Source organism: Hyphomicrobium sp. 1Nfss2.1, assembly GCF_965243865.1.
Taxonomy (GTDB): Bacteria; Pseudomonadota; Alphaproteobacteria; order Rhizobiales; family Hyphomicrobiaceae; genus Hyphomicrobium_A.
Genome location: NZ_OZ251603.1, coordinates 3,807,961 through 3,831,922 on the forward strand (window position 1 = coordinate 3,807,961; position 23,962 = coordinate 3,831,922).

General features: G+C 62.9%; 22 protein-coding genes. 8 read left to right on the plus strand and 14 right to left on the minus strand.

Annotated elements, in window-relative coordinates:
• Window positions 1-51 precede the first annotated feature (51 nt).
• Window positions 52-858 (minus strand): DUF72 domain-containing protein, encoded by an 807-nt coding sequence (locus tag ACP15D_RS18595; RefSeq protein ID WP_424958902.1) that lies wholly within the window; start codon window positions 856-858, stop codon window positions 52-54.
• Between the two features lie 181 nt (window positions 859-1,039).
• Between ACP15D_RS18595 and ACP15D_RS18600 the strand changes: the two genes are divergently transcribed.
• The gene (locus ACP15D_RS18600; RefSeq protein ID WP_424958903.1) at window positions 1,040-1,534 is read left to right on the plus strand and encodes a cupin domain-containing protein; all 495 of its coding nucleotides are present in this window, start codon (window positions 1,040-1,042) and stop codon (window positions 1,532-1,534) included.
• Window position 1,535: 1 nt separating this feature from the next.
• Here ACP15D_RS18600 and ACP15D_RS18605 read toward each other — a convergent pair whose 3' ends face one another.
• A complete protein-coding gene (locus ACP15D_RS18605) occupies window positions 1,536-2,276 on the minus strand; it encodes a DUF72 domain-containing protein (RefSeq protein ID WP_424958904.1) in 741 nt (246 codons plus the stop codon).
• A gap of 3 nt (window positions 2,277-2,279) precedes the next feature.
• Complete coding sequence (locus ACP15D_RS18610) at window positions 2,280-3,380, minus strand: TQO small subunit DoxD (RefSeq protein WP_424958905.1); 1,101 nt, start codon at window positions 3,378-3,380, stop codon at window positions 2,280-2,282.
• A 120-nt stretch (window positions 3,381-3,500) separates the two neighbouring features.
• Here ACP15D_RS18610 and ACP15D_RS18615 point away from each other — a divergent pair, with 120 nt between their 5' ends.
• Entirely contained in the window at window positions 3,501-3,926 is a 426-nt protein-coding gene (locus ACP15D_RS18615; protein ID WP_424958906.1) for a cupin domain-containing protein, read from the plus strand.
• An 11-nt stretch (window positions 3,927-3,937) separates the two neighbouring features.
• Window positions 3,938-4,795, plus strand: a complete 858-nt coding sequence (locus tag ACP15D_RS18620) for an LssY C-terminal domain-containing protein (RefSeq protein ID WP_424958907.1) — start codon at window positions 3,938-3,940, stop codon at window positions 4,793-4,795.
• 12 nt (window positions 4,796-4,807) lie between these two features.
• Here the strand turns inward: ACP15D_RS18620 and ACP15D_RS18625 are convergent, their stop codons facing one another.
• The 9 genes from ACP15D_RS18625 to ACP15D_RS18665 all read right to left on the minus strand — a co-directional run bounded on the left by ACP15D_RS18625 (window position 4,808) and on the right by ACP15D_RS18665 (window position 17,612).
• The gene (locus ACP15D_RS18625; protein ID WP_424958908.1) at window positions 4,808-5,185 is read right to left on the minus strand and encodes a hypothetical protein; all 378 of its coding nucleotides are present in this window, start codon (window positions 5,183-5,185) and stop codon (window positions 4,808-4,810) included.
• Window positions 5,186-5,383: 198 nt separating this feature from the next.
• Complete coding sequence (locus ACP15D_RS18630; protein WP_424958909.1) at window positions 5,384-8,560, minus strand: multidrug efflux RND transporter permease subunit; 3,177 nt, start codon at window positions 8,558-8,560, stop codon at window positions 5,384-5,386.
• Window positions 8,561-8,589: 29 nt separating this feature from the next.
• The gene (locus ACP15D_RS18635) at window positions 8,590-9,816 is read right to left on the minus strand and encodes an efflux RND transporter periplasmic adaptor subunit (protein WP_424958910.1); all 1,227 of its coding nucleotides are present in this window, start codon (window positions 9,814-9,816) and stop codon (window positions 8,590-8,592) included.
• Between the two features lie 103 nt (window positions 9,817-9,919).
• Entirely contained in the window at window positions 9,920-10,270 is a 351-nt protein-coding gene (locus tag ACP15D_RS18640; protein ID WP_424958911.1) for a hypothetical protein, read from the minus strand.
• Between the two features lie 192 nt (window positions 10,271-10,462).
• Window positions 10,463-11,767 (minus strand): glycosyltransferase family 9 protein, encoded by a 1,305-nt coding sequence (locus ACP15D_RS18645; RefSeq protein WP_424958912.1) that lies wholly within the window; start codon window positions 11,765-11,767, stop codon window positions 10,463-10,465.
• A gap of 247 nt (window positions 11,768-12,014) precedes the next feature.
• A complete protein-coding gene (locus ACP15D_RS18650) occupies window positions 12,015-12,500 on the minus strand; it encodes a YidB family protein (protein ID WP_424958913.1) in 486 nt (161 codons plus the stop codon).
• A 36-nt stretch (window positions 12,501-12,536) separates the two neighbouring features.
• Window positions 12,537-13,289, minus strand: a complete 753-nt coding sequence (locus ACP15D_RS18655; protein WP_424958914.1) for an antifreeze protein — start codon at window positions 13,287-13,289, stop codon at window positions 12,537-12,539.
• A gap of 197 nt (window positions 13,290-13,486) precedes the next feature.
• A complete protein-coding gene (locus ACP15D_RS18660) occupies window positions 13,487-16,378 on the minus strand; it encodes a transglycosylase domain-containing protein (protein ID WP_424958915.1) in 2,892 nt (963 codons plus the stop codon).
• A gap of 280 nt (window positions 16,379-16,658) precedes the next feature.
• Complete coding sequence (locus ACP15D_RS18665; RefSeq protein ID WP_424959275.1) at window positions 16,659-17,612, minus strand: N-acetylmuramic acid 6-phosphate etherase; 954 nt, start codon at window positions 17,610-17,612, stop codon at window positions 16,659-16,661.
• A gap of 85 nt (window positions 17,613-17,697) precedes the next feature.
• Here ACP15D_RS18665 and ACP15D_RS18670 point away from each other — a divergent pair, with 85 nt between their 5' ends.
• The 3 genes from ACP15D_RS18670 to nagA are packed head-to-tail and all read left to right on the plus strand — an operon-like array spanning window position 17,698 to window position 20,806.
• On the plus strand, window positions 17,698-18,603 hold the full coding sequence (locus tag ACP15D_RS18670; RefSeq protein WP_424958916.1) for a BadF/BadG/BcrA/BcrD ATPase family protein: 906 nt from the start codon (window positions 17,698-17,700) through the stop codon (window positions 18,601-18,603).
• 2 nt (window positions 18,604-18,605) lie between these two features.
• Window positions 18,606-19,646, plus strand: coding sequence for an SIS domain-containing protein (locus ACP15D_RS18675; RefSeq protein ID WP_424958917.1), 1,041 nt, complete (start codon window positions 18,606-18,608; stop codon window positions 19,644-19,646).
• Window positions 19,643-20,806 carry an N-acetylglucosamine-6-phosphate deacetylase gene (nagA, locus tag ACP15D_RS18680; protein ID WP_424958918.1) on the plus strand — a complete coding sequence of 388 codons (1,164 nt, stop codon included), beginning with the start codon at window positions 19,643-19,645 and terminating at the stop codon, window positions 20,804-20,806. Before ACP15D_RS18675 ends, nagA begins: the two co-directional genes overlap by 4 nt.
• Before the next feature lie 26 nt (window positions 20,807-20,832).
• On the opposite strand, the gene ACP15D_RS18685 is transcribed toward nagA, so the two are convergent.
• Window positions 20,833-22,080: a DUF763 domain-containing protein gene (locus ACP15D_RS18685; RefSeq protein WP_424958919.1), complete on the minus strand. Its 1,248-nt coding sequence runs from the start codon at window positions 22,078-22,080 to the stop codon at window positions 20,833-20,835.
• A gap of 134 nt (window positions 22,081-22,214) precedes the next feature.
• Between ACP15D_RS18685 and ACP15D_RS18690 the strand changes: the two genes are divergently transcribed.
• Window positions 22,215-22,520 carry a plasmid stabilization protein gene (locus ACP15D_RS18690; protein WP_424958920.1) on the plus strand — a complete coding sequence of 102 codons (306 nt, stop codon included), beginning with the start codon at window positions 22,215-22,217 and terminating at the stop codon, window positions 22,518-22,520.
• 3 nt (window positions 22,521-22,523) lie between these two features.
• Here ACP15D_RS18690 and ACP15D_RS18695 read toward each other — a convergent pair whose 3' ends face one another.
• On the minus strand, window positions 22,524-23,405 hold the full coding sequence (locus ACP15D_RS18695) for a formate/nitrite transporter family protein (RefSeq protein ID WP_424958921.1): 882 nt from the start codon (window positions 23,403-23,405) through the stop codon (window positions 22,524-22,526).
• 160 nt (window positions 23,406-23,565) lie between these two features.
• Between ACP15D_RS18695 and ACP15D_RS18700 the strand changes: the two genes are divergently transcribed.
• Window positions 23,566-23,871: a polyhydroxyalkanoic acid system family protein gene (locus tag ACP15D_RS18700; RefSeq protein WP_424958922.1), complete on the plus strand. Its 306-nt coding sequence runs from the start codon at window positions 23,566-23,568 to the stop codon at window positions 23,869-23,871.
• Window positions 23,872-23,962: the final 91 nt, after the last annotated feature.

Genomic DNA, 23,962 nt, shown 5'->3' on the forward strand with positions numbered 1-23,962 from the left:
CCACTACAACGGCGGACGTAGAATTAACTGCCGCAGGGCGTGTAGGTTCTCTTAACCGTCAACGCGCTCCATCAGCGCCATCGCCGCGTGCGGCGCGCGTACCTTGCCCTCATGGATGAAATAGACGAATGCGTCTCGCGGCTTCTTTGCCGGCTTCGACTCGGCGTCGATTAGCGGCAAATCCGCCGGAGCGCCGCCCTCCGACCAGGTGAGGAAGCGCTTCGCCCAGGCATCCAGCGCCCTCGCCGGATAGCCGGTCTGCACCTCATCCTTACCCTTCTGCAGTCGAGCGTAGATGAAATCGCCCGTCACATCGGCGATGGCGGGGTAGGTCGCATGTTCGGCATAGACGATCGGAACTTTGTGCGCGCGCGCCATGGCAACGAACTCCGCCGTGCAGAAGCTGTCGTGCCGAACCTCGACCACATGACGCAGCCTGGCGCTCCCCACCTTGTGCGGTAGCAGTTCCAAGAACGCGCCAAAATCGGCGGCATCGAACTTCTTCGTCGGCGCAAACTGCCACAGCATCGGCCCGAGCTTATCGCCAAGCTCCAGCGGGCCTGAATCGATGAAGCGCTTGATGCTGTCGCCTGCCTCGGCCAGTACGCGTCGGTTGACGGCATAGCGCGGCCCCTTCAGCGCAAACACGAAACCGTCGGGCGCTTCACTCGCCCACTTTGCGAAAGTGGCGGGAGTCTGCGTTCGGTAAAACGTTCCGTTCACCTCGATTGTCGGCACATGCTCCGCCGCATAGGTGAGCTCTTTCGCGTGAGGCAGCTTGTCCGGATAGAACGTCCCGCGCCACGGCTCGAACGTCCAGCCCCCCATGCCCGCCCGGATCTTCCCGCGCCTTGCCATTGTCCGCCTCGCCCAGGTCCTTGGTTGGCTTTGTCGTTGGTTGGCTGAGTGCTCGGGATCGGCGCATTTCGACGCGAATGCACGAGCGTCACGCAACAGCAACCCAACCACATATTAGCGGCAACGTTGAAGCGCGTCGCCACCCTCATACGCTGCATCCCTGACGCGCATGGAGGCGAAAATGATCCCCACCCCAGACTCAACCGCAAAGTCCGCTTCGAGCAAACATTCTGCCAAGTCGCGGCACAACCTTCCCAGTCCCGTCGTCGATTCAAACAGTCTCGACCGCATCCGCGTGACCAGCATCGACGACCCGGCCGTCGATTGGCACGCATCGTTTGCCACCTGCGGGGGTAATCATGCGGTTCAATCGTCGACGATTGTCTATGAGATCGCGCCGGGCGGCCATCTCGGTTGGCACACCGACGCCACCGAGGAGACGCAGTACATCATCGACGGCACAGGCGAACTGCAGATGGAGGAGGGCAAGTACCCTGTCGGCCCCGGCAGCGTGTTCGTCCTGCCGACCAACGTGCGCCATGACCTCGTCAATACCGGTAAGGAGCCGCTGCGCGCGGTGGCGTTCTTTGCCGCCGCTATGTTTACGCAGGATTTCGACAGCGTCATGCTGCCGCCGAAGTCGCACATCCTCGGCACGCCGAACCGCGAAGGCTGACTTAGGCGCCGAGCAGCGAGTGAAGCTCGCGTGCGTTGGCGAGCGCGGCGCCGGCTGCCGTATTGTCGAAGATGCACCAGGCTTCAAAGCCTGACGATGCATCGCGGCGCATGCGCGCGGCGAGCTTTGCCAAGGCGGCGCTGTCGTACGAGGAATAGTAGATACGCGGCGAACCGTGCAGCCGGTAGTAGCAAAGCCCGCCATATCCGGCCGGCTCTGCCGCCGCTGCGACCTTCGCTGGATCGGCAGCAACCCGCCCGATCGCGAATTTCTTGAGCATCGCCGCGGCCGGGCGCTCGAACCATGTGGCGTGCCGCGCTTCGCACACGACGGCACCGGAAAACTGCTCTCTAAGGTCGCGAAAGAACGCCTGCGCGGTGCCCTTCTCGAAGGCAAGGCTGGGAGGAAGCTGCACCAGGAGCGGCCCGAGTCTGTCGCCGAGCCCATAGGCCTCATTGAGAAACGATTGCAACCGCGCGCCGATGTCGACCAGACGCGACTTGTGCGTGATGTCTCTCGGCACCTTCACCGAGAACTTGAAACCCTCAGGCACGCTTTCCGCCCAGCGTTCGTAGGTCGAGCGCCGGTGTGGCCGGTAGAACGAGGAGTTGATCTCGACGGCATTGAACGTGCGCGCATAACGTTCGAGGTGCGAACCGGGTGGCGGGCACTCATCTGCATCGTCTTTGCGAAGCGCCCAGCCCGCACAGCCGATGCGAATAGGGTGCGCCGCATTCCCCATCGCCTAGCCCGCACCTCCGACGCCGCGCCAGACGGTTCCGTCGATGGACTCAAGCAACAGCACGCGGGCGCCGCTTTCGGAAGGCTTCAGAGCGGGCGGCGGCGGCAACGTGATCGTCGCCTTGGCACCAGTCTGGCCGCTGAAGCCGATCAGCTGCGTTTCAAAGTGCGATGCCCACTCATAGGGGTACGCGTTACGGATCGCCGTCGCCGGCAGTTCGGCCAGCGTCTTGCCATCCCAGCTGGCGAGAACATCGCCCGAACCATCGAGCAGCTTGGCCGAGACGATGTAAGCCGCCCCAGTATCTGGTCCCGCATTCACATAGGCATCGAAGATTGCGCTGCCGTCCGACGCCACCTTGAGCGCCGTCACCGCGATGTTGTGACGGTGAAAGTTCACGCGCGAATGCAGCGAGCTGACGACGGCTCCGAACAGGATCTGATAGGTAATGACCGTGAATGCGATGCAGGCGACACCGAGCCACACAGCGAGCTTGCGCACGACAGCATCGGGCACCGGACCGCTGAAGATCCACGCGGACCACGGGCGCTTCTGCGCAAAGCCAGACCCGGTGAACAAGCGATTGTCGAGCGAGTAGGCACCCGCCCCCGCAAGGAACAGCGCCGAGCTCATGGCTACGCCCGACACCGCCATCGTCCATTCATCGAGACAGGTGGAGCCCATCCACCCGAAGATGAACATCAGTGCCACATTGAGCCATATCGAAACGAACGCGCTGGCCCGCGTCGCGATGCCAAGCATCAGGCCGACGCCGACGGCAAGCTCGGCAAGCGTCCACAGCCACACCGACGCAACGATGAGATCGGGATGGCGCAGCGTCCATTCGATCGGCGCCTGCACCCACAGCGACCCGGGAAGCGCATGCGTCAGCTTCGCAGCGACAAATCCTGGTGCCGAAAAGTCGAGCTTCACCGCTTGGTCGACACCCGCCGTCTCGTGGAAATCGTAGAACAGCCGCCGGCTCGCCCCACCCCAGAAGATGAAGCCTTGCACGAAGCGCGTTCCCAGCAGAATGAGCGCCGCCAGCGATACGTTGGCCATCGACGGCCCGCCGCTGCGTTCGACTTGATCCACGTCCGCCATGCAACTGTTCCCCTGAATGCGATGCCGAAGCGCCGCGACGTTGGCCGCTGGACATTAACGGAGATCGGCTAAAACCTGTTTACGGCATTGCCGTTCCAGTTTGCCGCATGGAGCGAGGGTATGAACGACGACAAGGCTTCGGCCATGGGCCGCTTCGACATCGCCGCCATCGCGGCGTCGCTGCCGGCCAGCGCCGATACCATGCTCGTCGACCGCTATCTGACGGATAGGCCGTCCGCCAGCGCCCGTGTCTTCCGCGTCTACAAGCCGACCCCGCCGCACTATCACGCGCAGTGCGATGAGTTCCTGTACGTGTTCTCCGGCCGAGGCACCTTCTGGATGGGCGATGCCTCTACCAAGGCCGAGTTCGGTCCCGGTCAGCTGCTGCACTTCCATCGCGGGATCGTTCACGCGCTGCCCGATATCCTCGAAGAGCCTCTTGTGTTCCTCTCGATCGATACGCCGCGCCGCGATCCGAAGGACGTAATCTTCGTCGACCCCGCCGATGGAACGCCAGAGAGCTTCATCCGCCAGAGCGGCTATTAGGGCAGGGGATAATGACGAGATTCATCATCCGCATGCTGCAGCGCCTCGCCATCTTCGGCATCGGCGCCCTCAGCGTCTGGCTCATCGTCTTCGTCGTCTTCGATTTCGCCGACAAGCGCTTTCCCGCTGCCGTCGCCTTTGCGCTAACGTATGCGGTCGGCGCCTACATCATCCTTCCTTACGCCGTGCGCATGGGGCTGAAGATACTGCAGCGTCGACGCGTGCCGAGCTTCACGGTATCCGCCGACGGACTTGCTGCCGATCCAGTGAACATCGCGCTTTATGGCACGCTCGACGAGCTGCGCGCAGCGTTCAAAGCCATCGGCTGGGTCGAAGCCGACAAGCTTTCGCTCGGCAGTTCTTGGCGCATGGTGAAGGCGTTCGTCCTCAACAAGCCTTATCCCGCAGCACCATTCTCGACGCTGTACCTGTTTGGCCGCCCGCAGGACATCGGCTTTCAGAAGCCCATCGGCGACAGCCCACGCAAGCGCCACCACGTGCGCTTCTGGGGCCGGCGGCTGGAGAACGTGCAGGACATCGACACGGCGAGCTTCTGGCTCAACACCGACGCACCGCAGCCCGGTGCCCGCGTGCCATGGGCCGGGGCAGGAACGCGCGACACCGGCTTCGGTCTCACAAAGATGACCTTTCAGATCACGCACGCGACCGACTCCGACACCAACGCCGAGCGCGATTACATCATCAGCGAGTTGCAGGCCGCCGAAGCGATCGGGCCGGTTGTCTGGGAGCAGGCCGGTGCGCCGGTCGGCAAGCGCGTCAATCATTACATCACCGACGGCGACGTTGCCGCCGCCGCGCTTGGCAAAGGCGCCGAGCTGCCAAACATCGTCCCTTCTCAGCCGGCCTGAAAGCAGCACCCACTACTGCGGTGACAGGCGATAGGAGGCGTGGCACGCCGTGCAGTTGGTGAGGATCTGCCCGAGGTCGCCGAGCAGCTTCGCCTTCGGCGCGCCCGCTTCCGCCGCTGCGGCCAGATCATCGAATTTCTGATGCGTATCGATGCTGACGGCAACGAATTCCGGAGGCAGCTTCATGGCCATCGCGGTCGCCGCGTCGTCCATCATGGCCCAGCCGGATCGCCGAGCGCTTCCCGCAACGCGTTTCATGCTGCCTTCGGCGATGCCCTGCGTGATCCCTTCGACACTTTCCAGAAAGGCGCGCATGCCGGCGCGTATGTGCGCCTGTTCTCCGGGAGACAGTGAAAGCGCAGCCCGAGCCGACGCGGTCTGCGCGGGCATCAGGTACGCTCCGCTGCACCCCGCAAGCAGCGCCAGAAGGGAAGAAGCGATTGCGACGCGGGCTGGCGACATCGGGCATTCGCAGGCGGTTGCGGATGCCTTTTAATCCGCCCGATTCAGTCACATCGCCCCGTGATGCAGATCAAAACGGGCGCACATTCGTCGCCCCCTGATGCCGGGAAGTCGCAACTGGCGCCGTCAGGTCCGCGGTTCTGCCGCCCCGCCGGCCGGGGCCTCGCTTTCCCGCGCGGGGCGTTGCTCCGCCAGGTCTTCGGCCGTTAAGCGGTTGCGCTGGAAGAAGCGCATCACGACGACGAAGAATACCGGCACGAAGAAGATCGCCAGCACTGTCGCCGCAATCATGCCGCCCATCACGCCGGTGCCGATCGCCTGCTGGCTCTGTGACGCCGCACCCACCGCAACCGCCAGCGGAATGACGCCGCAGATGAACGCCAGCGACGTCATCACGATCGGGCGGAAGCGCTGCTGCGCCGCCATTACCGTAGCGTCCTTGAGCGAGGTCCCGGGCTTCCACAGCTCCTTGGCGAATTCCACGATCAGGATCGCGTTCTTCGCCGATAGCCCGATGATGGTGATCAGCGCGATCTTGAAATACACATCGTTCGGCATGTCGCGCAGATAGACGGCGGCCAGCGCACCGACGACGCCGAGCGGGATCACCAACAGCACCGAGAACGGGATCGACCAGCTCTCGTACAGCGCGGCGAGGCAAAGGAACACGATCAGAACGGAAAGCGCCAGCAGCAGGCTTGCCTGCGAGCCGGCCGCCTTTTCCTGCTCGGACTGACCGGTCCACGTGTATCCGAAGCCTTTGGGAAGCTGCTCCATCAGCCGTTCCATTTCAGCAATTGCCTGGCCCGACGTGTATCCCGGCGCCGGCTCGCCGGTGAAGCGCACCGACTGATAGCCGTTGAATCCGATGATCTGCGCCGGCCCGACGCTCCACTTCAACTCGGCGAATGACGACATCGGCACCATCGTGCCCTGCGCGTTCTTGATTGAGTAGTTGAGCAGGTCCGCCGCATTGAGGCGCTGCAGGTCGTCGGCCTGCACGATCACCCGCTGCATCTTTCCGCGGTTGGGAAAATCGTTGGCGTAAACCGACCCGAGGTTGACTTGGATCGTCTTGTTGATGTCCTCGAAGTCGACACCGTGCGCCATCGCCTTCTCTCGGTCGATAACGAGCTCCGCCTGCGGTGCCGGCGGCAGACCTTCGACATAGACGTTCTGCAGCACGGGACTTTGCCGCGCCAGCTTGAGCAACTGCTCCTGTGCCGCCATCAGCGCCGAATAGCCTTTCTGCGCGCGGTCCTGCAGCCTCAGGCTGAAGCCCGACGCATTACCCAGATTGTCGATCGGCGGCGGCTCCAGCGCCTGAATGATAGCGTCGCGGTAGTTCGCCATCGCCGCGTTGGTGCCATTGACGAGATTGGAGACCGAGTTCGCTTCGTCCCGCTCGCTCCACGGCTTCAGGGTGACGAACGCCTGCGACGTCATCTGCCCCTGTCCCGAGTACGAATAGCCGTTGATCATCGTCACGGTGTCGACGCCCGGCTGCGCCATCAGATGCTGCTCGACCTTCTTCACTGCGGCCAGCGTGCGGTTGAACGATGAGCCGGGCGGCGTCTGGATGTCGACCGTGAAGAAGCCCTGATCCTCTAGCGGCAGGAAGCCTTCAGGCAGGCGCATGTATGCGTACCCGAGCCCGATCAGCAGCGCGATGTAGACCATCATCACCCGCCCCGAGCGCGCGATGAACGCGGAGACCCCGCGTCCGTATCGCGCCGTCTCGCGTGCAACGAAGCGGTTGAACATCCCGAACACGCCGCCCTGCGCATGCACATGACCCTTTTCCACGGGCTTCAGCAGCGTCGCGCACAGCGCCGGTGTCAGCGAAAGCGCCAGGAAGGCGGAAAACGCAATCGACGCCACCATGGCGACTGAGAACTGCTGGTAGATGATGCCGACCGAACCAGGGAAGAACGCCATCGGGATGAACACGGCAACGAGTACCAGCGTGATGCCGACGATGGCACCGGTGATCTGCCCCATCGCCTTGCGCGTCGCCTCCTTGGGCGACAAGCCCTCGCGACTCATGATGCGCTCGACGTTCTCGACGACGACGATGGCATCGTCGACCAAAATGCCAATCGCCAGCACCATGCCGAACATGGTCAGCACGTTGATCGAGAAGCCGGCCAGCAGCATCACCATGCACGTGCCCAGCAACGCGATTGGCACGACGATGGTGGGGATCAGCGTGTAGCGGATGTTCTGCAGGAACAGGAACATCACGATGAACACCAGCACCACCGCTTCGATCAGCGTGTGCATCACCTTCTCGATCGATGCCTCGACCGCCGGCGTGATATCGTAGGGGATGTCCCACTTGAGATTGGCTGGGAAGAACTGCGAGAGCTCTTCCATCTTGGCGCGGATCGCCTTCGCAGTCTCCAACGCATTCCCGTCTGGCGCCAGCGTCACCGAGATGCCCGCCGCCTGCTCGCCGTTGAGGCGCGTCGAGAATTTATAGTCATCGCCGCCAAGCTCGATCCGCGCGACATCCCTGAGCCGCACCGTCGAGCCGTCCGGGTTGCCGCGCAGCAGGATCGAGCCGAACTCTTCAGGCGCCCGCATCTGTCCTTTGACGATGATCGGGAAGTTGACCGGATGCGCGGACGGACTCGGCTGCGCACCGACCGCACCGGAGGCAATCTGCGCGTTCTGCTTCTGGATCGCTTCGGCTACATCCGAGGCATTGAGCGACAGGCCGCGCAGCTTGTCGGGGTCGATCCAGATGCGCAGTGCACGCTCCGTGGAATAGAGCGTCGCGCGCCCGACGCCCGGAATGCGCCGGATCTCGTTGATGACGTTGCGGATGAGAAAATCGCCGAGCCCCACCTCGTCCACTGAGCCGTCGGTCGAGATGAGTGTGATGATCTGCAGCGTTGCCGCCGATGCTTCCTCGACGAGGATGCCCTGCTGCCGCACTTCCGCCGGCAACCGTGCCTCGACGCGCTTCAGCCGGTTCTGTACCTCGACGCCCGCGTATCCGGGATCTGTGCCCGGCTGGAAGTTGGCGACGATCTCGATGACGCCGAACGAGTCGCTCGCCGATTCGAAGCTGAGGATGTTGGCGGCGCCGTTGAGCTCGTCCTCGATCAGGCGCGTCGTGCCGGTATAAAGGTCCTCCACCGAGGCACCCGGAAACTGCGTCGACAGCGCGATCGAAGGCGGCGCAATGATCGGGTATTGCGCAACCGGCAAGCTCGGGAGGGCCAGGAGCCCACCCAAGCAAATGAACAATGCGATGACCCACGCGAAGATGGGCCGGTCTATGAAAAAGCTAGCCATGAAGGAAGCGCGTCAGCCTCGACCCTGTGTCAGTGTACGCGTGCCTCCTTTATGACGGCCTGCGCTGCGCTCGGCATGGCCTGCGCTTGCTGCTCTGGACCAAGCCGGTCGACCGGCTTGACGCGCATGCCCGCGGAAATCTTCTGGAAGCCCTCGACGACGACGCGCTCTCCGGCCTCGAGGCCTTCGCGGATCAGCCACGTGGAATCGACCACCGGCCCCACCTCGACGGGCTGCAGCGCGACTCTGTCATCCTCCTTTATGACCCACACCTCCGCCTTGCCGTCATTGGTCCGCTGAACCGCCTGTTGCGGCAGCGCGATGGCGTCCGCATCGACAGCCTGCGTGATGCGCGCACGCACGTACATGCCGGGCAGAAGCTCATTCGTCGGATTGGGGATCTGCACGCGCAGCGTCACCTGGCCGGTGCTTGGGTCCGCCGAGACGTCCGAGAACAGCAATCGGCCCGCGTGCGCATAGGTGCTGCCATCCTCCATGATGAGCTGCACATTGGCAGCCTTGTCGTCGGTATGAGAAAGCTCGCCGCTGGCAAGGTCCCGCCGCAGCTTGTTCAACTCGCCGACCGACTGCGTGATGTCGACGTAGATGGGATCGAGCTGCTGGATGGTCGCCAGCACGCCGCTGGTATTAGACTCGAGCAGCGTGCCCTCGGTCAGCAGCGCACGGCCAATACGGCCGCTGATCGGCGCGCGTACGTTGGTGTAGCCTAGATTGAGCTGCGCGCGATCGCGCGCCGCCTTCGCCCCGGCGACCTCGGCAATTGCCTGCTGATGCGCGGCGGCAGCGATGTCGTGTTGCGCCTGGCTTGCGGCCTGCTTCTTTAGCAACGCTCCGACACGCTCGGCCTGCTGCCGCGTCAGAACAAGATTGGCCTCCGCACGCGCGAGTGTTGCTGCGGCCGTAGCGAGTTCAACTTCATAGAGAGCCGGATCGATCTTGTAGAGGATGCTGCCCTCTTTGACTTTGCTGCCCTGCTGGAATGTCCGCTCGGTCACGAGGCCGCTCACGCGCGCCCTGACCTCGGCCATTCGCATCGGCGCAACGCGTCCCGGCAGATCGCGCGTGTATGGGATCGGCTGCGGCCGAACCGTTACGTAGGCGACCTCGGGCGGCGGCGTGTGCTGTTGCGCTTTGGCTGTTGGCTCATCGCAGCCGGTGAGGGCAAACGGCGACAGCCAGAACAGCGCCGACGCGCTGCGGTTGAGAATGGAAGCTCGGGGGAAGCCGGGAAGCATGAAAGCCTCGTGAATGCATGCAAATGCGTAGGGCTGCGCCAGGACCGATAGGTCAGCGACGATCAAGGCGCAGGCGAAAAGCAGCTTTGTCGGCCGCTCGATCTCAAGCGGCTGCGTTGATGGGTGGTCTGTGTCGCGGCGGCATATTGCGCGAAGTGAGCGGTCTGGCCCCAAATCGCTCAATGACATACGGGATGGGCACGCCGAGCTCCGCCGGACCAATCGTCAGAGTGAAGTCCAATAGGTCGGCGCTGGAGGCGTTGAATCGGTATGCCGGATCGTCAGTGTCGGCTTCCGCGATCTCGTCATGATCCGCGGGCTCGCCTGCAAGAGTAGTGCTGAGCAGGCCACCCAGGTCTGCGGGGTGGGACACCCGATACTCTGAAATTGGGAGAAACGCTCCGATCCAGAGCAGCAGCATGAAGCCGAACGATTTGGTCGTTCTTCTACACATGCATCCGAAGCTAGGTTGCGTTGCGCTGCAGAGCAACATGACACGCGCCATACGCGTCACTCTGTCCCAACGCTATGTATTAAAAGCAAATTTACCGTTCGAATTTGCGACGATCTGATTAATGAATGATCGCGCTTTGCCAGCAAATGCAGCGTCGAAGGGCGCCACCCAGGCACATGGCGAAGATGGATTCTATTGAGCAAACGACTCCAGAAGGCGGGGGACGTCTGAGCGGTTCTGAACCGCGACCCGCGGCTGCGTCCGCAGCATCACCTCAATCTGCTCCAGCACGTGCGCTGGAGTGATGGCCGACATGCAGCCTACGCCGAATGGACAATCTTCGGGTTGACGCAATCCGCATGGCGCGCACTTCGTCTGACCCGTGAGGGAGACAGCGTGTCGGCCCACCGGCCGCCAGATATCGATCCGCGATACGCCAGAGAGGATCGCGACCGTCGGCACGCCAAGCGCAGCGGCCAGATGCGTGGTGCCCGAGCCGTGACCGACGAAAGCGGCACTCCTAGACACGATGTCTGGGAGTCGTTCCAGAGGCACGCCTATGGCCATGTGCGTAGTCGCTGCCGGGAGAAGTTGGGCTAGCTCCCGGGCAAGCGACTCTTCGGCTCGCCCACCGAGAATTACGATGTCGAGGTCAAAAGCTTCTGTGATACCCGAGGCCAGTTCGCGAAAATAATCGATGGGCCACTGTCTTATCGGATCACCAGCCCCAATGCTGAGCACTGCGTAGGGTGAGATGTGGCGAGAGGTCGAATCGGTTAGCAGGCCGTGGATTGGGTGCTCGCTGCGTGAAGAAAACGCGGCAATAACTGCTTCGCTGAGCGCCATCAATCGTGTTTCAGCGTGTATGGATCTCCCGTTGCCGTCGATGTTCTCGAATGACGGAAGCATGATATCCACGCCCGGCATGCCGGGTTCGGAGGGAGCATAAAAGCCAGCCCGAAAATCCGCGTCGATCCGATAGAGCAGCGGCCTGGTGTCGGCGTCATGGCGAAGGTCTATGGCCATGTCGTAGCTCTTCCCCTGCATCAGTTGTTCGAAGCTTGAGAGGGCGTCGGACGCAGGACCGTTCCAGTTCCGGTTCAACTCGGTAAAGAAGTTGAAGGGTATCACTTCATCGAACCAGCCAAGCGTTCTCGCCCAGCCTATGTTCCACGATCCGCACACTAGGCTGAAGCTGGCATCCGGAAATGATGATCGCAGCGCGCTAATCGCGCGAAGTGTCAGGACAAAATCGCCGATATGCGCCAGTGACAGCAGAACAATCCGCCCGTCGCGACGGGGTAGAGGTGGATTGGTGATGAGCACAGTCGTTGCAGAAAATGTGCCGCCTTCAAATGCTCTACCGGGTCTGCTGCTACGCAGGGCCGGTAGCACCCTGGATCGCAGCAGCTGCTCAAGCCGAGAGCCACGAGGGACGAAAATTCGGACAATCCGTTTCAGTAGCCGGGCGATCCGGGCGAAATCTGGATCTTCCATGTACCCTTGCAGCTAGAAAGATCGACAATATCTCCAATCGATACAATCTTAGATTGCGGATTGCAACCTATGGATGCGGACAACGCAACCATAGTCTGAGGCAGGTGCCTCGCCTCCCGGACTCCGCCCTTTAGGCTCCGTCTTAAAAGTCTCATGAGAACACGCCCTTACTGCCTGCGTTGGAGCCCCGGACACGCCAAGGCCGGCGCAGTTTCCCGCGCCGGCCCAGACTCCGCTGCGTTGATCTCTACTGACCTTTGAGCCGCTGCCTGACTTCCTGCTGGCTGGGGATGCGCCCATCGTGCGTCAGCTGGTCGATGATGCCGGGTAGCGCTTTCGATAGCTGCGCCAACAGATCATTGACGTTGAAGCCGGCCTTGTCGGCCATCTGCTCGATGTTCTCTTTCCCGAGCGCCTTGCCGAGTGCGTCCGGCTGAACCGGCTTGTTCTCCCCACGCCCAATCCATGAGCGGACGGCATCGTCCAGTCCTGCCTGCTGCAACTGAGCCAGAAGGCCGCCGAGTCCACCGAGTTCGCCAGCGCCTACCCCGCCACCCTGTTGTGCGGCATTGGCCTTTGGCTGCACAGCTTCCGCTTGCTGTTGGCGCGGAGCGGTTGGCTGCTGCCCGTCCTGTTGCCCGCCCATGAGCAACTCCTGGAACACCACGAGCAGCGGTTGCGAGACATTTTCGCCTTGTGAGAGCTGTTTCAGCGTATCGTCAAGCATTCCCATGATCGTCTCCTTTTGCCTGTTGAGGTGAGCCGTGTCCTATTGCTGGCTCAAATGTCTGTTGCACTCGCTGTAATAGCCGCCGCCTTCCTCCGTCCATTTCGGCTCTGTGATGCCCGCTGCTTTGTTTGCCTCGTATTGATCCCGGCATGTCAGTAGACGTGCGCGCCCGGCACTTTCCCCGGAATACTTGCGCGACACAGCTGTCGGAAAGATCGATCCCATCGTCGGGCTCATGCTGCCGCTTCTCTTGGCGATCGTCGCGGGACAGCCGGCAGAGCGAAACGCGTTCCACGTCATGTCGCCGAGCGTGCCCGCGGACTTGGCCGCCTGATAGCGCGCGCTGCACTCTTTCTCGCTTATCTTCGTCGGCTCGACAGACTTTTTCTGCGCCGCCTTGGCAGGCGGTGTCTTTGGCGCTTCCGCAGTCTTTGCAATGCAGCCCGCGGATCGGAACTCATTCCAGCTCATTCCGCCGAGCGTCCCGTCCTTCTTGGCGCTCTTATAGCGCGCACTGCACTCTTCCATGCTGGGTGCTGTCGAGGCCTTAGCCTGTTCCTTCTTCGCGGCCTTCGCCTTCTTCAGAGCCATGGTTGCGCCGGGTCCGCATTCTTCCTTGCGGAACTCGTTCCAACTCATATCGCTGCTGCCGCCCTTGCTGGCCGCCTTGTATTTCTCGCTGCACTCCTGCATCGACAGGGCACTTGCAGGATGCGTGAAACACAGCACCGAAAGCGTCACCAAACCGGCCATTGCTGCTGTTGAAAGTGCTGCTGATGAACTCGTCGACATCGCGTCCTCGTTGACTGTTCAGTCGCCCCGATTTGTCCACTGATGACGAGGGAGCCGACATAATCAACGGTCAGCAGTGGACAGACTTTATCATTGGCGAATGAATCGCAGACCTTTTATCGATCAGTTTCGCGTAGCCGTTCCTTGCGACGGGCGCCGACGCGTTTTTCCGGCAGCCCGTCACGTGCCAATGGCGCCTAATTGCCGAAGCTGCGCCGGAATATGTCGTTCGCCGAGGACCCACTGCTGCTGACGCGAGTCGACCCGCCGCCGTAGCCACCGCCGCCACCGCCCCGGCTACGTGTGACGACGCGTTTGCCACCACCGCCTCCTGACCGGCGCGCAGTCTTGCGCCGCTTCGTCTCGTCGGATTCGTCGAGGCGCTTGGATAGTTCGACCTGGGCGAGGTGGTCATCACCCTTGTTGATCGCATTCCACTTGCCGTCGAGCGCCTGCGTAATGCGCTTCTCGTGACCGTAGATGTCCTTTTGCGTGGTTACGTCGCCGTTCTCGTCGACCTGCGCCGTAAAGTAGGTGATGTGCACGGGAATGTGCTCGTTGAGATCGACGGCCGTTTCCTCCGGCTCGCCCTTCACCTTGATCAGCTTGGCAATATCGGCCGACGTCCAGCCTTTGTCGGCTTCAAGCAGCACTTCTGCTAGCCTTTGCGGATTGCGCACGCGCACACACCCATGGCTGAACGCACGCTCACTTGAAGAAAACAGACCCTTGTTCGGCGTGTCGTGCAGATAGACAGCATGCTTGTTGGGGAACGTGAATTTGACGACACCCAATGCATTGCCTGGTCCCGATGGCTGGTAGACATCGTAGTTTCTAATGTCCGCCTTGTACCAATTGACGCTGCCCGGCTTGATGCGCTTGCCATTGCGCATCACCACCATGTCTCTGCGCCGTCCGCGCGCGAGCGCGGGGCCGATCTCGTTGACTTTGATGCTATCGGGAACGTTCCAGCGGGGATTGAAGTAGATGGTCTTCAGATCTTCCGAGAAGATGGGAGTCTGTTTATCCAATTCTCCGGTGATGACGCGCTCCGTGTGGATGACCTTCCCATCCTTGATCACACGCACCTTGAACTCGGGAATATTGACCCAGACGTACGTCTCCCCGAGATTGTCGGGCATCCATCGCCACTCTTCCATGTTCGCCAGCAGCGTCTTGAGTTCGACCTTCTGCCTTTCGTTCATAGCCCGACGGGTCTTCGAGGTAATCGTTCCATTGGCTGGCTCGATGCCCCGCTTCTCCTGGAATGCTTTCACGGCATCCACGAGTGCATCGTCGTAGACGGTATCTTCGACACCGTTCGCCGGCACGTGGAGCCGTTCACGAATAAGCGCGATGTCGGCGTCCTTTGCGCCCGGCCGCAGCTTGGATCCCGACGGAATTTCGACGGGCGCGGTCGTGGCACCATCACGCTGAGCGAGATAGACGTCGCGTAGCCGCGCGAATTGCTCACTTTGCGGCTGCAGCTTGCGAAGCAAGGCATCAGGCGCATCAGAAGCAGCCATTTCTGCGATGACGAGGAAGGGCGCTCGGATCTGCGGCTTACGATCGAGATAGGAGCTTAGCTGCGTGGCAGGATCTGCAATGCGCCCGCCACGCGCTTCGCGCGCGTATTTCAGCACCGCGCGTGACAAACCCGCTTCCGCGTCTGCGAGCTGATCCTGCGATAGCGACCGCCCGTAGGCGGGGCTTGGCAAGTACGGTATCTCGAAGTCGTCCGCATTGAGGCCCCAATCGCCAGCGCGCATGATCTCGTCGATTGTCGCCTGGGCCTTGGCGTTCCATCCGGCTTTGGAGACCCAAACGGGTTCATCGCGGGAAGCGTAGAACATCCACAGGGCATCGCGGTCGTCCTGATGCGTCCCTGCGGGCTGCGGCTTGAGTAACTTGTTGCGCACGTCGAGCACGATCTGCTCGCCCGTCCCTATGAAGCGCGGCGCGCTGGCTTCGGCCGGTTCCTCGTTGACCGCCGATTGAAGCGACGCCTCTTCTGGTTGCGGCTGAAGCTGCGTCTCGGGCGGCAGCGATTCAAGATGGGTATCGGGGGGCGCAGACTGCATCTGCGGCAAGCTTTGCGCTGCTTCCGGCTCGAGCGGAGCTGCTGCCGCGACCCCAGTGAAGAGATTGATGCCAAGTGTCAACCCGGCAATGGCGGAAGCAGATGCGACCTTGATGGTCGACGGCTTGGGGACGGGAGATGGAGGCATCGTCGGGCTCTCTGGGGTGAGGGGTTGAAGTTTGGCCAGCTCGGCTTCACGTTCGGTGATGACGCCTGCCGCCGCGACGGTATCGAGAACGAAGTTGCGCGCGCGCCGTGCCGCGTTGGCGTGGCGGTCGAGACGGCGTGCTTCTGGAGCTTGCGGCAGAGCAACGAGCAATGCCGCTTCGGCGATCGACAGATGTCGTGGTTCCTTGCCGAAATACTTCAGAGAGGCCGCGCGCACGCCTTTTGTGCGTCCCCCGAACGGCGCAAGCGCGAGATAGATGCTGAGAATTTCGTTTTTCGAGAACCGCTGCTCGAGCTGGATCGCACGCACGATTTGCCGCAGCTTCACAGAAGGCGTGCGCCGATACTGGTTGTCGATCAGGCGTGCCACTTGCATCGTCAGTGTCGAGCCGCCGGTGACGATGCGTTGATTGCTGGCGATATCGCGGACGGCGCGAATGACGCCCACGGGGTCGATACCGAAATGCGAATAGAAGCGGCGATCCTCGAATGTGAATAGCATTTGCAGGTATCGCGGATCGACGCTGTGCGGATCGGCGGGCAGCTTGGTGGCGACGATGTCAGGCGGTGCCGGTTCCGCAGACGCGGGCAGCAGCGCCCCAAGCGTCTTGGTCGGAAGTGGGCCAAGGCGCTGCATGGCGATCTGCAAAGCGCAATAGGCCGCCACCGAAACGGCGAGCGCGCCAATGCCTGCAGCGGCGGCGTAGCGTCCGGCGCGACGAGCGCTGATCGTTGCTCGCATTGGTCGACTGATCATCGGGTTGATCTGAACACCCCCAATTCCCGCCGCGATGCTGGAGAAGGCACGCGAGCGGCCAACCCCACCTTCAGGACTCGACATCGCGTCCTCGTCGTGGACTTCGATCGTGAGGCGACAGTGCCCCGTCGGATGCCCGCAGGATCAAGCAGGCCCGACGCATCAATCGTCAGGCTCCGAGCAATCTCAAGCAAAAGAGGTGAAGCGCGTTTATGGTGTCCGAACGCGATGTGCGCGATTTGATACTTCGCGAATTCAGAGTGTTTTGCGAAGAATTACGCGCACTTGACCGTGGTAAACGGTCGTGTGCAATTGGAGCGCGTTATCGTGTGGAGGAATAACGTTTGATTTGCGGACTTTAATCTCAGGATCCGCGCTTTGTATTTTCGCCGGTATCATCGAGCGATGGTGTGCCATCAAGCGACGGTGCGCGCATCTTGGCCAGATGATCGAGCGCCGCGCGCAGTCGTCCGTCGACGCGATCGAGCACCGCCTCTGCTTCGGCCAGATCGTAGCCCTGCAGCAGCAGCACCGCGAGCTTCACGCTTCCGCGCGCTAGGTCGAGTGCTTCGCGCACGGGCTCTCCGCTCTGGCCCGTGAGATGCCCCACCATGCGCTCGCGCCGTTTTGCCAGTTTGGCATTGCACGCCTGCACTTCAACCATCATGCCGCGATAGATCCGCCCGAGCCGGATCATGATGAGCGTAGACAGCAGATTGAGCGTAATGCGCTGCGCCGTACCTGCGTTCATGCGCGTAGAGCCGGCAATTGGCTCAGGGCCGGTTGCGAGAAAAATCGGATACTCGGCATCCGTCAGCAACGGTGCGCCGGGATTGTTGGCAATGCCGACGGTGAGCGCACCGCGGCGCTTGGCCTCCCGCAAGCACGTGAGGGTGAACGGGGTCGATCCACTCGCTGCCACGCCAATGAGCACGTCGTCGGGACCGATGTCGTGCTCTGCGATGGTTGCGGCTGCGCGCTCGGTGTCGTCCTCGGCCCCTTCGATCGCCTGCGTCATGGCGGCTTCGCCACCCGCCAGCAGCAACAGCAGGCGTTCTTGAGGCCAGCTGAATGTCGGCATCAGCTCCGCCCCGTCTTGAACCGCGAGCCGGCCAGACGTACCTGCACCTACATAGACGAGACGCCCCTGCTTGCGCAGGCGACCTTCGATGGCGAGCGCCGCGTGCTCTATTTGCGCGCGGGCCGCACGCACGGCTGCGACCGAGGCAAGCTGGCCTTCGATCATCGCATCAAGGATATCGGCCGGTTGCCACAGGTCGATATCGGCGTAGCGAGGACTTAACTCTTCCGTATTCATGCGGACAGCGTGAACCCCGGGTGTCATTCGCCACCCTTATAGTGGCGCCACTGTCATAACGTAGATGTTGAGGCACGTGCATCCAATGGCCGGAACGGCGTTACTTCTTGGTGTCGATGGCGGCGGAACCGGTTGCCGTGCGCGGCTGACCGACGTTAACGGTAATGTGCTCGGCGAGGGCACAGCGGGCCCAGCGAACATCCGCTTTGGCATCAAGGAAAGCTTCGCCGCTGTGCTTCAGGCAACGGATGAATGTCTCGAGCAGGCGGGCCTCTCGTTAGAGGAAGCCGATATCGTCGCCTGCCTCGCGCTGGCGGGCGCCAGTGAGCCGACCCATCTTGCAGCGGCGCGCACATACAACCTACCGTTCTTCCACACCCACCTGACCACGGATGCGCATGCCGCGTGCATTGGCGCCCACGGCGGCAAGAACGGCGGCATCATTGTTGTCGGCACCGGCAGCGTGGGATGGGGCATCGTTGCCGGACGCGATTATCGCGTCGGCGGCTGGGGCTTCCCTGTATCCGACGAGGGCAGCGGCGCCTGGCTAGGCTGCGAGGCCGTCCGCCGCGTGTTGTGGGCTTATGACGGCCGCGCGCAATGGACTGACCTCACGAAGAAGATATTGGAGCGCTTCGAGGGCGACCCGCACGCCATCGTGCGTTGGATGGGGCAGGCACGCCCGCGCGACTTCGCGGTTCTGGCACCGCTCATCATCGAGTATGCTGCGCGCGAGGATAGCGTCGCCACCGAACTGATGCGCGGCGCGGCCCATCATGTCGATGTCATTGCCGATCGACTCGCGGCTCTCGGTGTCCCACAGCTTTCGCTCGCCGGCGGCCTCGCGGCGCATGTCGAGCCGTGGTTGGCACAGAAGACGCAAGCATTGCTCGTCGCCCCTCGAGGTGATGCCCTGAGCGGCGCACTTTGGCTGGCGCGAACCGAGGCGGAGGCGTTTGCGCGCTCTCAACAGGTGGCCGGACACAGGTGACAGTGCTCGAATTTTCTAACGCGAAGTCGAAGATGGCCGAGGAGCTGCGCGAGGCGCCGACCGCCGTACAGCGCCAGGCCGATGCTCTCGCTCGCCCGCTTGCCGAGTTGTCCGACCGCCTGAAACGCCGCCCGCCGCACGTCGTCGTTACTTGCGCGCGCGGCAGCTCTGCTCACGCGGGAGCGTTCGGCAAGCATCTGATCGAGCGATACATCGGCGTGCCCGTGGCCCCTGCTGCCCCCAGCATCGCCAGCATCTATGCCTCGGACCTTCACCTGAAAGACCAGCTATTCCTCGCCATCTCGCAGTCCGGCCGCAGCGAGGATCTGCTGGCGATGACGCACAGCGCGCGCCGATCGGGCGCGCTCACCGTCGCGGTGACCAACGCCGAAGCTTCGCCGCTGGCCGACATGTGCGACATCGTCCTGCCGATCTGCGCCGGACCCGAGCTCAGCGTCGCCGCCACCAAGACATTCATTGCCACCGCCACGGCGCTGGCGCGTATGACCGCCGCTTGGTCGGGCAACGACTACATGGCGCGGGCCATCGATCGCCTGCCGGAGCGGCTAGCTGAAGCGGCAACGCTTGATTGGAGCTCCGTCGTCCCCGCTCTCGCCGAGGCACCCAGCCTCGTCATCATCGGCCGCGGCTCTACACTCGCAATCGCGCGTGAGGCCGCTCTGAAGTTGAAGGAGACCTGTCACCGCCACGCCGAAGCCTTCAGCGGTGCAGAGTTCATGCACGGGCCGGTCTCGCTCGTCTCCGGGCGCTACCCGATCCTGATGCTGACGCCGACGGATGCCGCAGCCCCCGGCATGCGTCAACTCGCCGGCGAGCTTCGTGCGCTCGGCTCCAATCTCTTCATCACCGAGCAGGGCGCGCCAGCCGGAAAGAACCTGCCAGCGCTGACACCCGATCAACCGGAAGCCGATGCGATCTGCCTGATCCAGAGTTTCTACGCCATGGCGGTCGAACTCGCTCGCGCGCTCAATGTTGACGTCGATCGCCCCCGCCATCTCAGCAAGGTCACCAACACGCTATGAGCGCGAGAGCCTTACACGCCGTAGCCGCCAGCCACGTCTTCGATGGCGTCGCCGTCCTCGACGACAGCGCTGTGGTCATCGAAGGCGCACACATAGCTGAGGTTTGCCCGGTGGCTAACCTTCCGGCATCGATACCGGTAGTACATCTGCCCGGCAATGCGTGGCTGGCGCCTGGCTTCATCGATGTTCAGGTGAATGGCGGCGGCGATATTCTGTTCAATGACACGCCGACCGCAGCCGGTATTCACACGATTGCTGCCGCACATCGCCGGTTCGGAACGACAGCTCTGCTGCCGACTCTGATCAGCGACACGCCCGAGAAGATGGCCGCAGCGCTAATCGCCGCGCGCGAAGCAGCAGCGACGAACCCCGCCGTCCTCGGGATTCATTTCGAGGGCCCGTTCCTGTCGCCGGAGAAGCCGGGCGTACACGACAAGGCGATGTTTCGTGCGCCGGACGCCGACGACCTCAAGCTTCTGACATCGTGGAGCGAAGGCGCCGTGCTGATAACGCTGGCCCCCGAACGTGTGCCAGCCGAGTTCATCAAGGCGCTCGCCGAGGCAGGCGTGCGCGTGTCGCTCGGTCACTCCATGGCGACTTATGAGCAGACACGATCTGCGCTGCACAGTGGTCTCACCGGCTTCACGCATCTCTTCAACGCTATGCCTCAGCTTCTGAGCCGTGCACCCGGTCCGATCGCAGCCGCGCTCGAAAGCCCTGCCACGTGGTTCGGCATGATCGTCGATGGCGAGCACGTGGCTCCCACGATGCTGCGGCTCGCTGTTCGCGGTCAGTCGCGCCCGATGCTGGTCACCGACGCAATGCCGCCTGTCGGCGGCAAGCGGCAAACGTTCGAGCTGTACGGCCAGGAGATCGGCACGCACGATGGCCGCTGCACGCGCGCCGACGGAACGCTGGCCGGCGCCGCCATCGATATGGCGAGCTGCGTGCGCAACACGGTGCAGCAGCTTGGCATTCCGCTAACTGCAGCGCTGCAATACGCTTCGACCGAGCCGGCGGAGTTCTTGGGGCTCGGCACTATCCTCGGCCGCTTGGCCCCGGCCTTCCGCGCTGATCTCGTGGCGTTCGAGCCCGAGAGCGTCAACGTGCTCGAAACCTGGGTCGCGGGCGAGGCAGCGGACTCCAAGCCGCGCTATTGACGCGGCGCGTTAGAAGCGCGCCTCGCTCACGCCGAGCGCGACTTGGTGCGCGCCTCCACGTCCCGTTCCCAGCCGAACACCGATCGGCCATCGAGATCTGCCGAAGCTGTCCGCTCGCCAGCGATCACGGCATCGAGCGAAGGGCCGTCGACTCTGCCCTCCAGCCGGCGCGCTTGCGCATCCAGTCGGCGCAATGTCTCCAACGTTTCGTCGCGCCCGAGCCGGGCGCTCTCGACAGCCGATTTCAGCACGCGAATGGTCTCGTCGTAGACCTTGATGGGCACCGGGTAGGGATGGCGGTCCTTGCCGCCATGAGCCAGCGAGAAACGCGCAGGATCATCGAATCGGTACGGCGCGCCGTGCACCACCTCAGCCACCATCGCCAAAGAGCGCACGGTGCGAGCGCCGACCCCCGGTGTCAGCAGCAGCTCGGGGAAATCGACAGGGCCGCGCTCTGCAGCCGCTGCCAGCGTGCCGTGCAAGCGGCGTATGAAGACGTCCGACGAGCGCACCTCGTGGTGCGCGGGCATGAAGAGATGCGGTAGCGTCGGTTGCGCCGATGGCTCGCTCACCAGCGCCGCGTACTCATCGACAACGCGATCCGGCCCAAGCTCGGCCAACAGGCTGAGCTGCCCTCCACGTGACGGCGCCGCGCGCTTGTCGGTCAGGTTGACGATATCTCCCTGCCGCGGACCATCGATGGCACTGTGCGGCGCATCGACGAAGTCCTGCACATCACCCGAGTGCCAGTGATACCGCCGCGCCTGCCGCGCGTCGCCGTTCATGCCCTGCTGAACGACGGTCCACTTGCCATCGTCCGTCACGAAGAAGCCGTGCAGGTAGAGGTCGAACCCGTCCTGCACTGCGGCGCTGTCCACTTTGGCAACGAGGCGGCTCGCCCGCGTCAGCGCGCCTGCATCCAGCCCCACGCGCTCGCCCACTGCCATCAGTTCGTCCGGTGTCCGGCGCGAATGCTTGCCGCGACCGCCACAGACGTGAATGCCAAGCTCGCCGCTGAGCGGCGCCAGTCCGCGCTTCAGCGCACCAATGACGCTAGTCGTGATGCCGGACGAATGCCAGTCCATGCCCATGACGGAGCCGAACGACTGGAACCAGAATGGATGCGAGAGGCGGCGCAAAAACTCATCGCGCCCATAATGGTGGACGATGGCTTGCGCAATGATGGCGCCAAGCGTGGTCATGCGCTGCCCGAGCCAAGCGGGCACGCGCCCGCTGTGCAGGGGAAGGTCGGCGCTGCCGGATCTGCGTGCCATCGCTCACCTCGATTCGCCAGCCATTCTAGCAGAACCGCTCATGCGCCAGAGATAGGGGGGCCCGGAACCTCGACTGGCCGCAATGGGTTAGAGGGGCATCCGGCACATCCAGCGATCGATGAAGGAGAGATCCCATGCCGCGTGGAGAGAAATCCAAGTACACAGAAAAACAGGAGCGCAAGGCCGACCACATTGCCGAAGGCTACGAGAAGCGTGGCGTCGGCAAGAAGGAGGCCGAGCGCCGCGCTTGGGCCACTGTCAACAAGGACGACGGCGGCGGAAAGAAGCGCGGCGGATCGGGCCGCGGCAAGAGCACCGGCCATCCGGCAGCGCACAAGGGTGGGCGCATCGGAGGCAGGGCATCGGCCGCCCGCCCGGCCGCAGCGCGATCGGCGTCAGCCAAGAAAGCGGCTGCAACCCGCAAGCGTCGCGCCAGTTGACGCTCAGCGGCGCGCGCGCCTGCTGGCCGAGATCTCCTCGCGGACCTGCGCGTAGCTCAGCACCGAGAAGAGTATCGTGCCACCGAAGATGTTGCCGGCGAGCGTCGGAAGAAAGAATCCGAAGAACGCTTGCGTGATCGACGTCGCACCAGTCAGCACGCCGTAGATCGCCTCCGCCGAGCCGGCGACGATATGCGTAAAGCCGAACAGCGCGATCAGGTATGTCAGCAGGCCGATGACGAAAAACTGCAGATCGTCATTGGAGGCGAGTATCCACACCAGTGCGGCGATGACCCATCCAGCGCCGATACCCTTTGCAAACATCTCCCACGGCGAGTTCGCCATCAGATGCACGACGATCTCGTGCATTTCTTTGCCGACGTCGCTCCCGACAATGGGCAGCGATGCCATCGCCAACGCAAAGACGAAGCAGCCGACGACGTTGGCTGCCAGCACGATGCCCCAGAGGCGGATCATAGAAATCAGCCAATCGAGCTTGCGTCGCGAGATAACGGGAAGCACCGCCGTCAACACGTTCTCGGTAAAAAGCTGCTGGCGGCCGAGAATGACGATGAGAAAGCCCACCGCGTATCCGAGCTTGGCGATGATCGGACGCCATTCCGAAATGGGAAGATGCGCAGCAAGCGCAGCCTCGGTGAGGAACGAGAAGCCGATCGATATGCCGGCGGCCACGCCCGACCACCAGAGGGCGGAAAACGGCCGGATCAGCTCCGCCTCCCCCTCCGTGCGCACGATCTCATAAACAACGGCCGCGCGCGGACGTCGCGATTCCTTCACATGCTTGACCTCAGCCCGGCTCAGGCCTTCGCCAACCTCGGCAGCCTTCTGATCGACGGTTTCGTTCCCGGTCTTGGTCGTGGACAACTTGAACCCCTGGAATCGGCTATCGGCGGCCGCCACCTTATCCCGCATCCGCTGTCGTCGGCGAGTGAATCGCCCCGGCCGATGGTGTATCGCGTTATTGCAGTTTGAGCCTAAATCGCCGCGAGCGAGCAGGCACGGTTTTGAGAATGAGGACAGAACAATGGCTGAGCCCCTGGTCGTGTCGATACCGCATTCCCTTGGAAAGGGGGAAGCGATGCGCCGTCTGCAGTCCGGCTTGCAGGGCATGCCGTCAAGCAGCCTGCTGACGCTCGAGCAGCAGCCGTGGATCGAGAACAAGATGCCGTTCACCGTCCGCGCGATGGGCCAATCGATTCCCGGATCGCTTGAGGTCGGTGATGACGTTGTGCGACTGGAGGTCGTGCTGCCCGCGCTGTTGAAGAAGCTTTGGGGGCCGCTCAAGGAGACAATGATCGGCCGCGCGAAGCTGCTGCTCGAGAAGAAGTAGCTACACCGCGCGATGAGAAGCCGCCGCGGCCCCAGGGCAGAACGCGCGCTTCGAAGCTTAGCAGTTTTTCTGCGTTCCGTTGCCCCTGCCG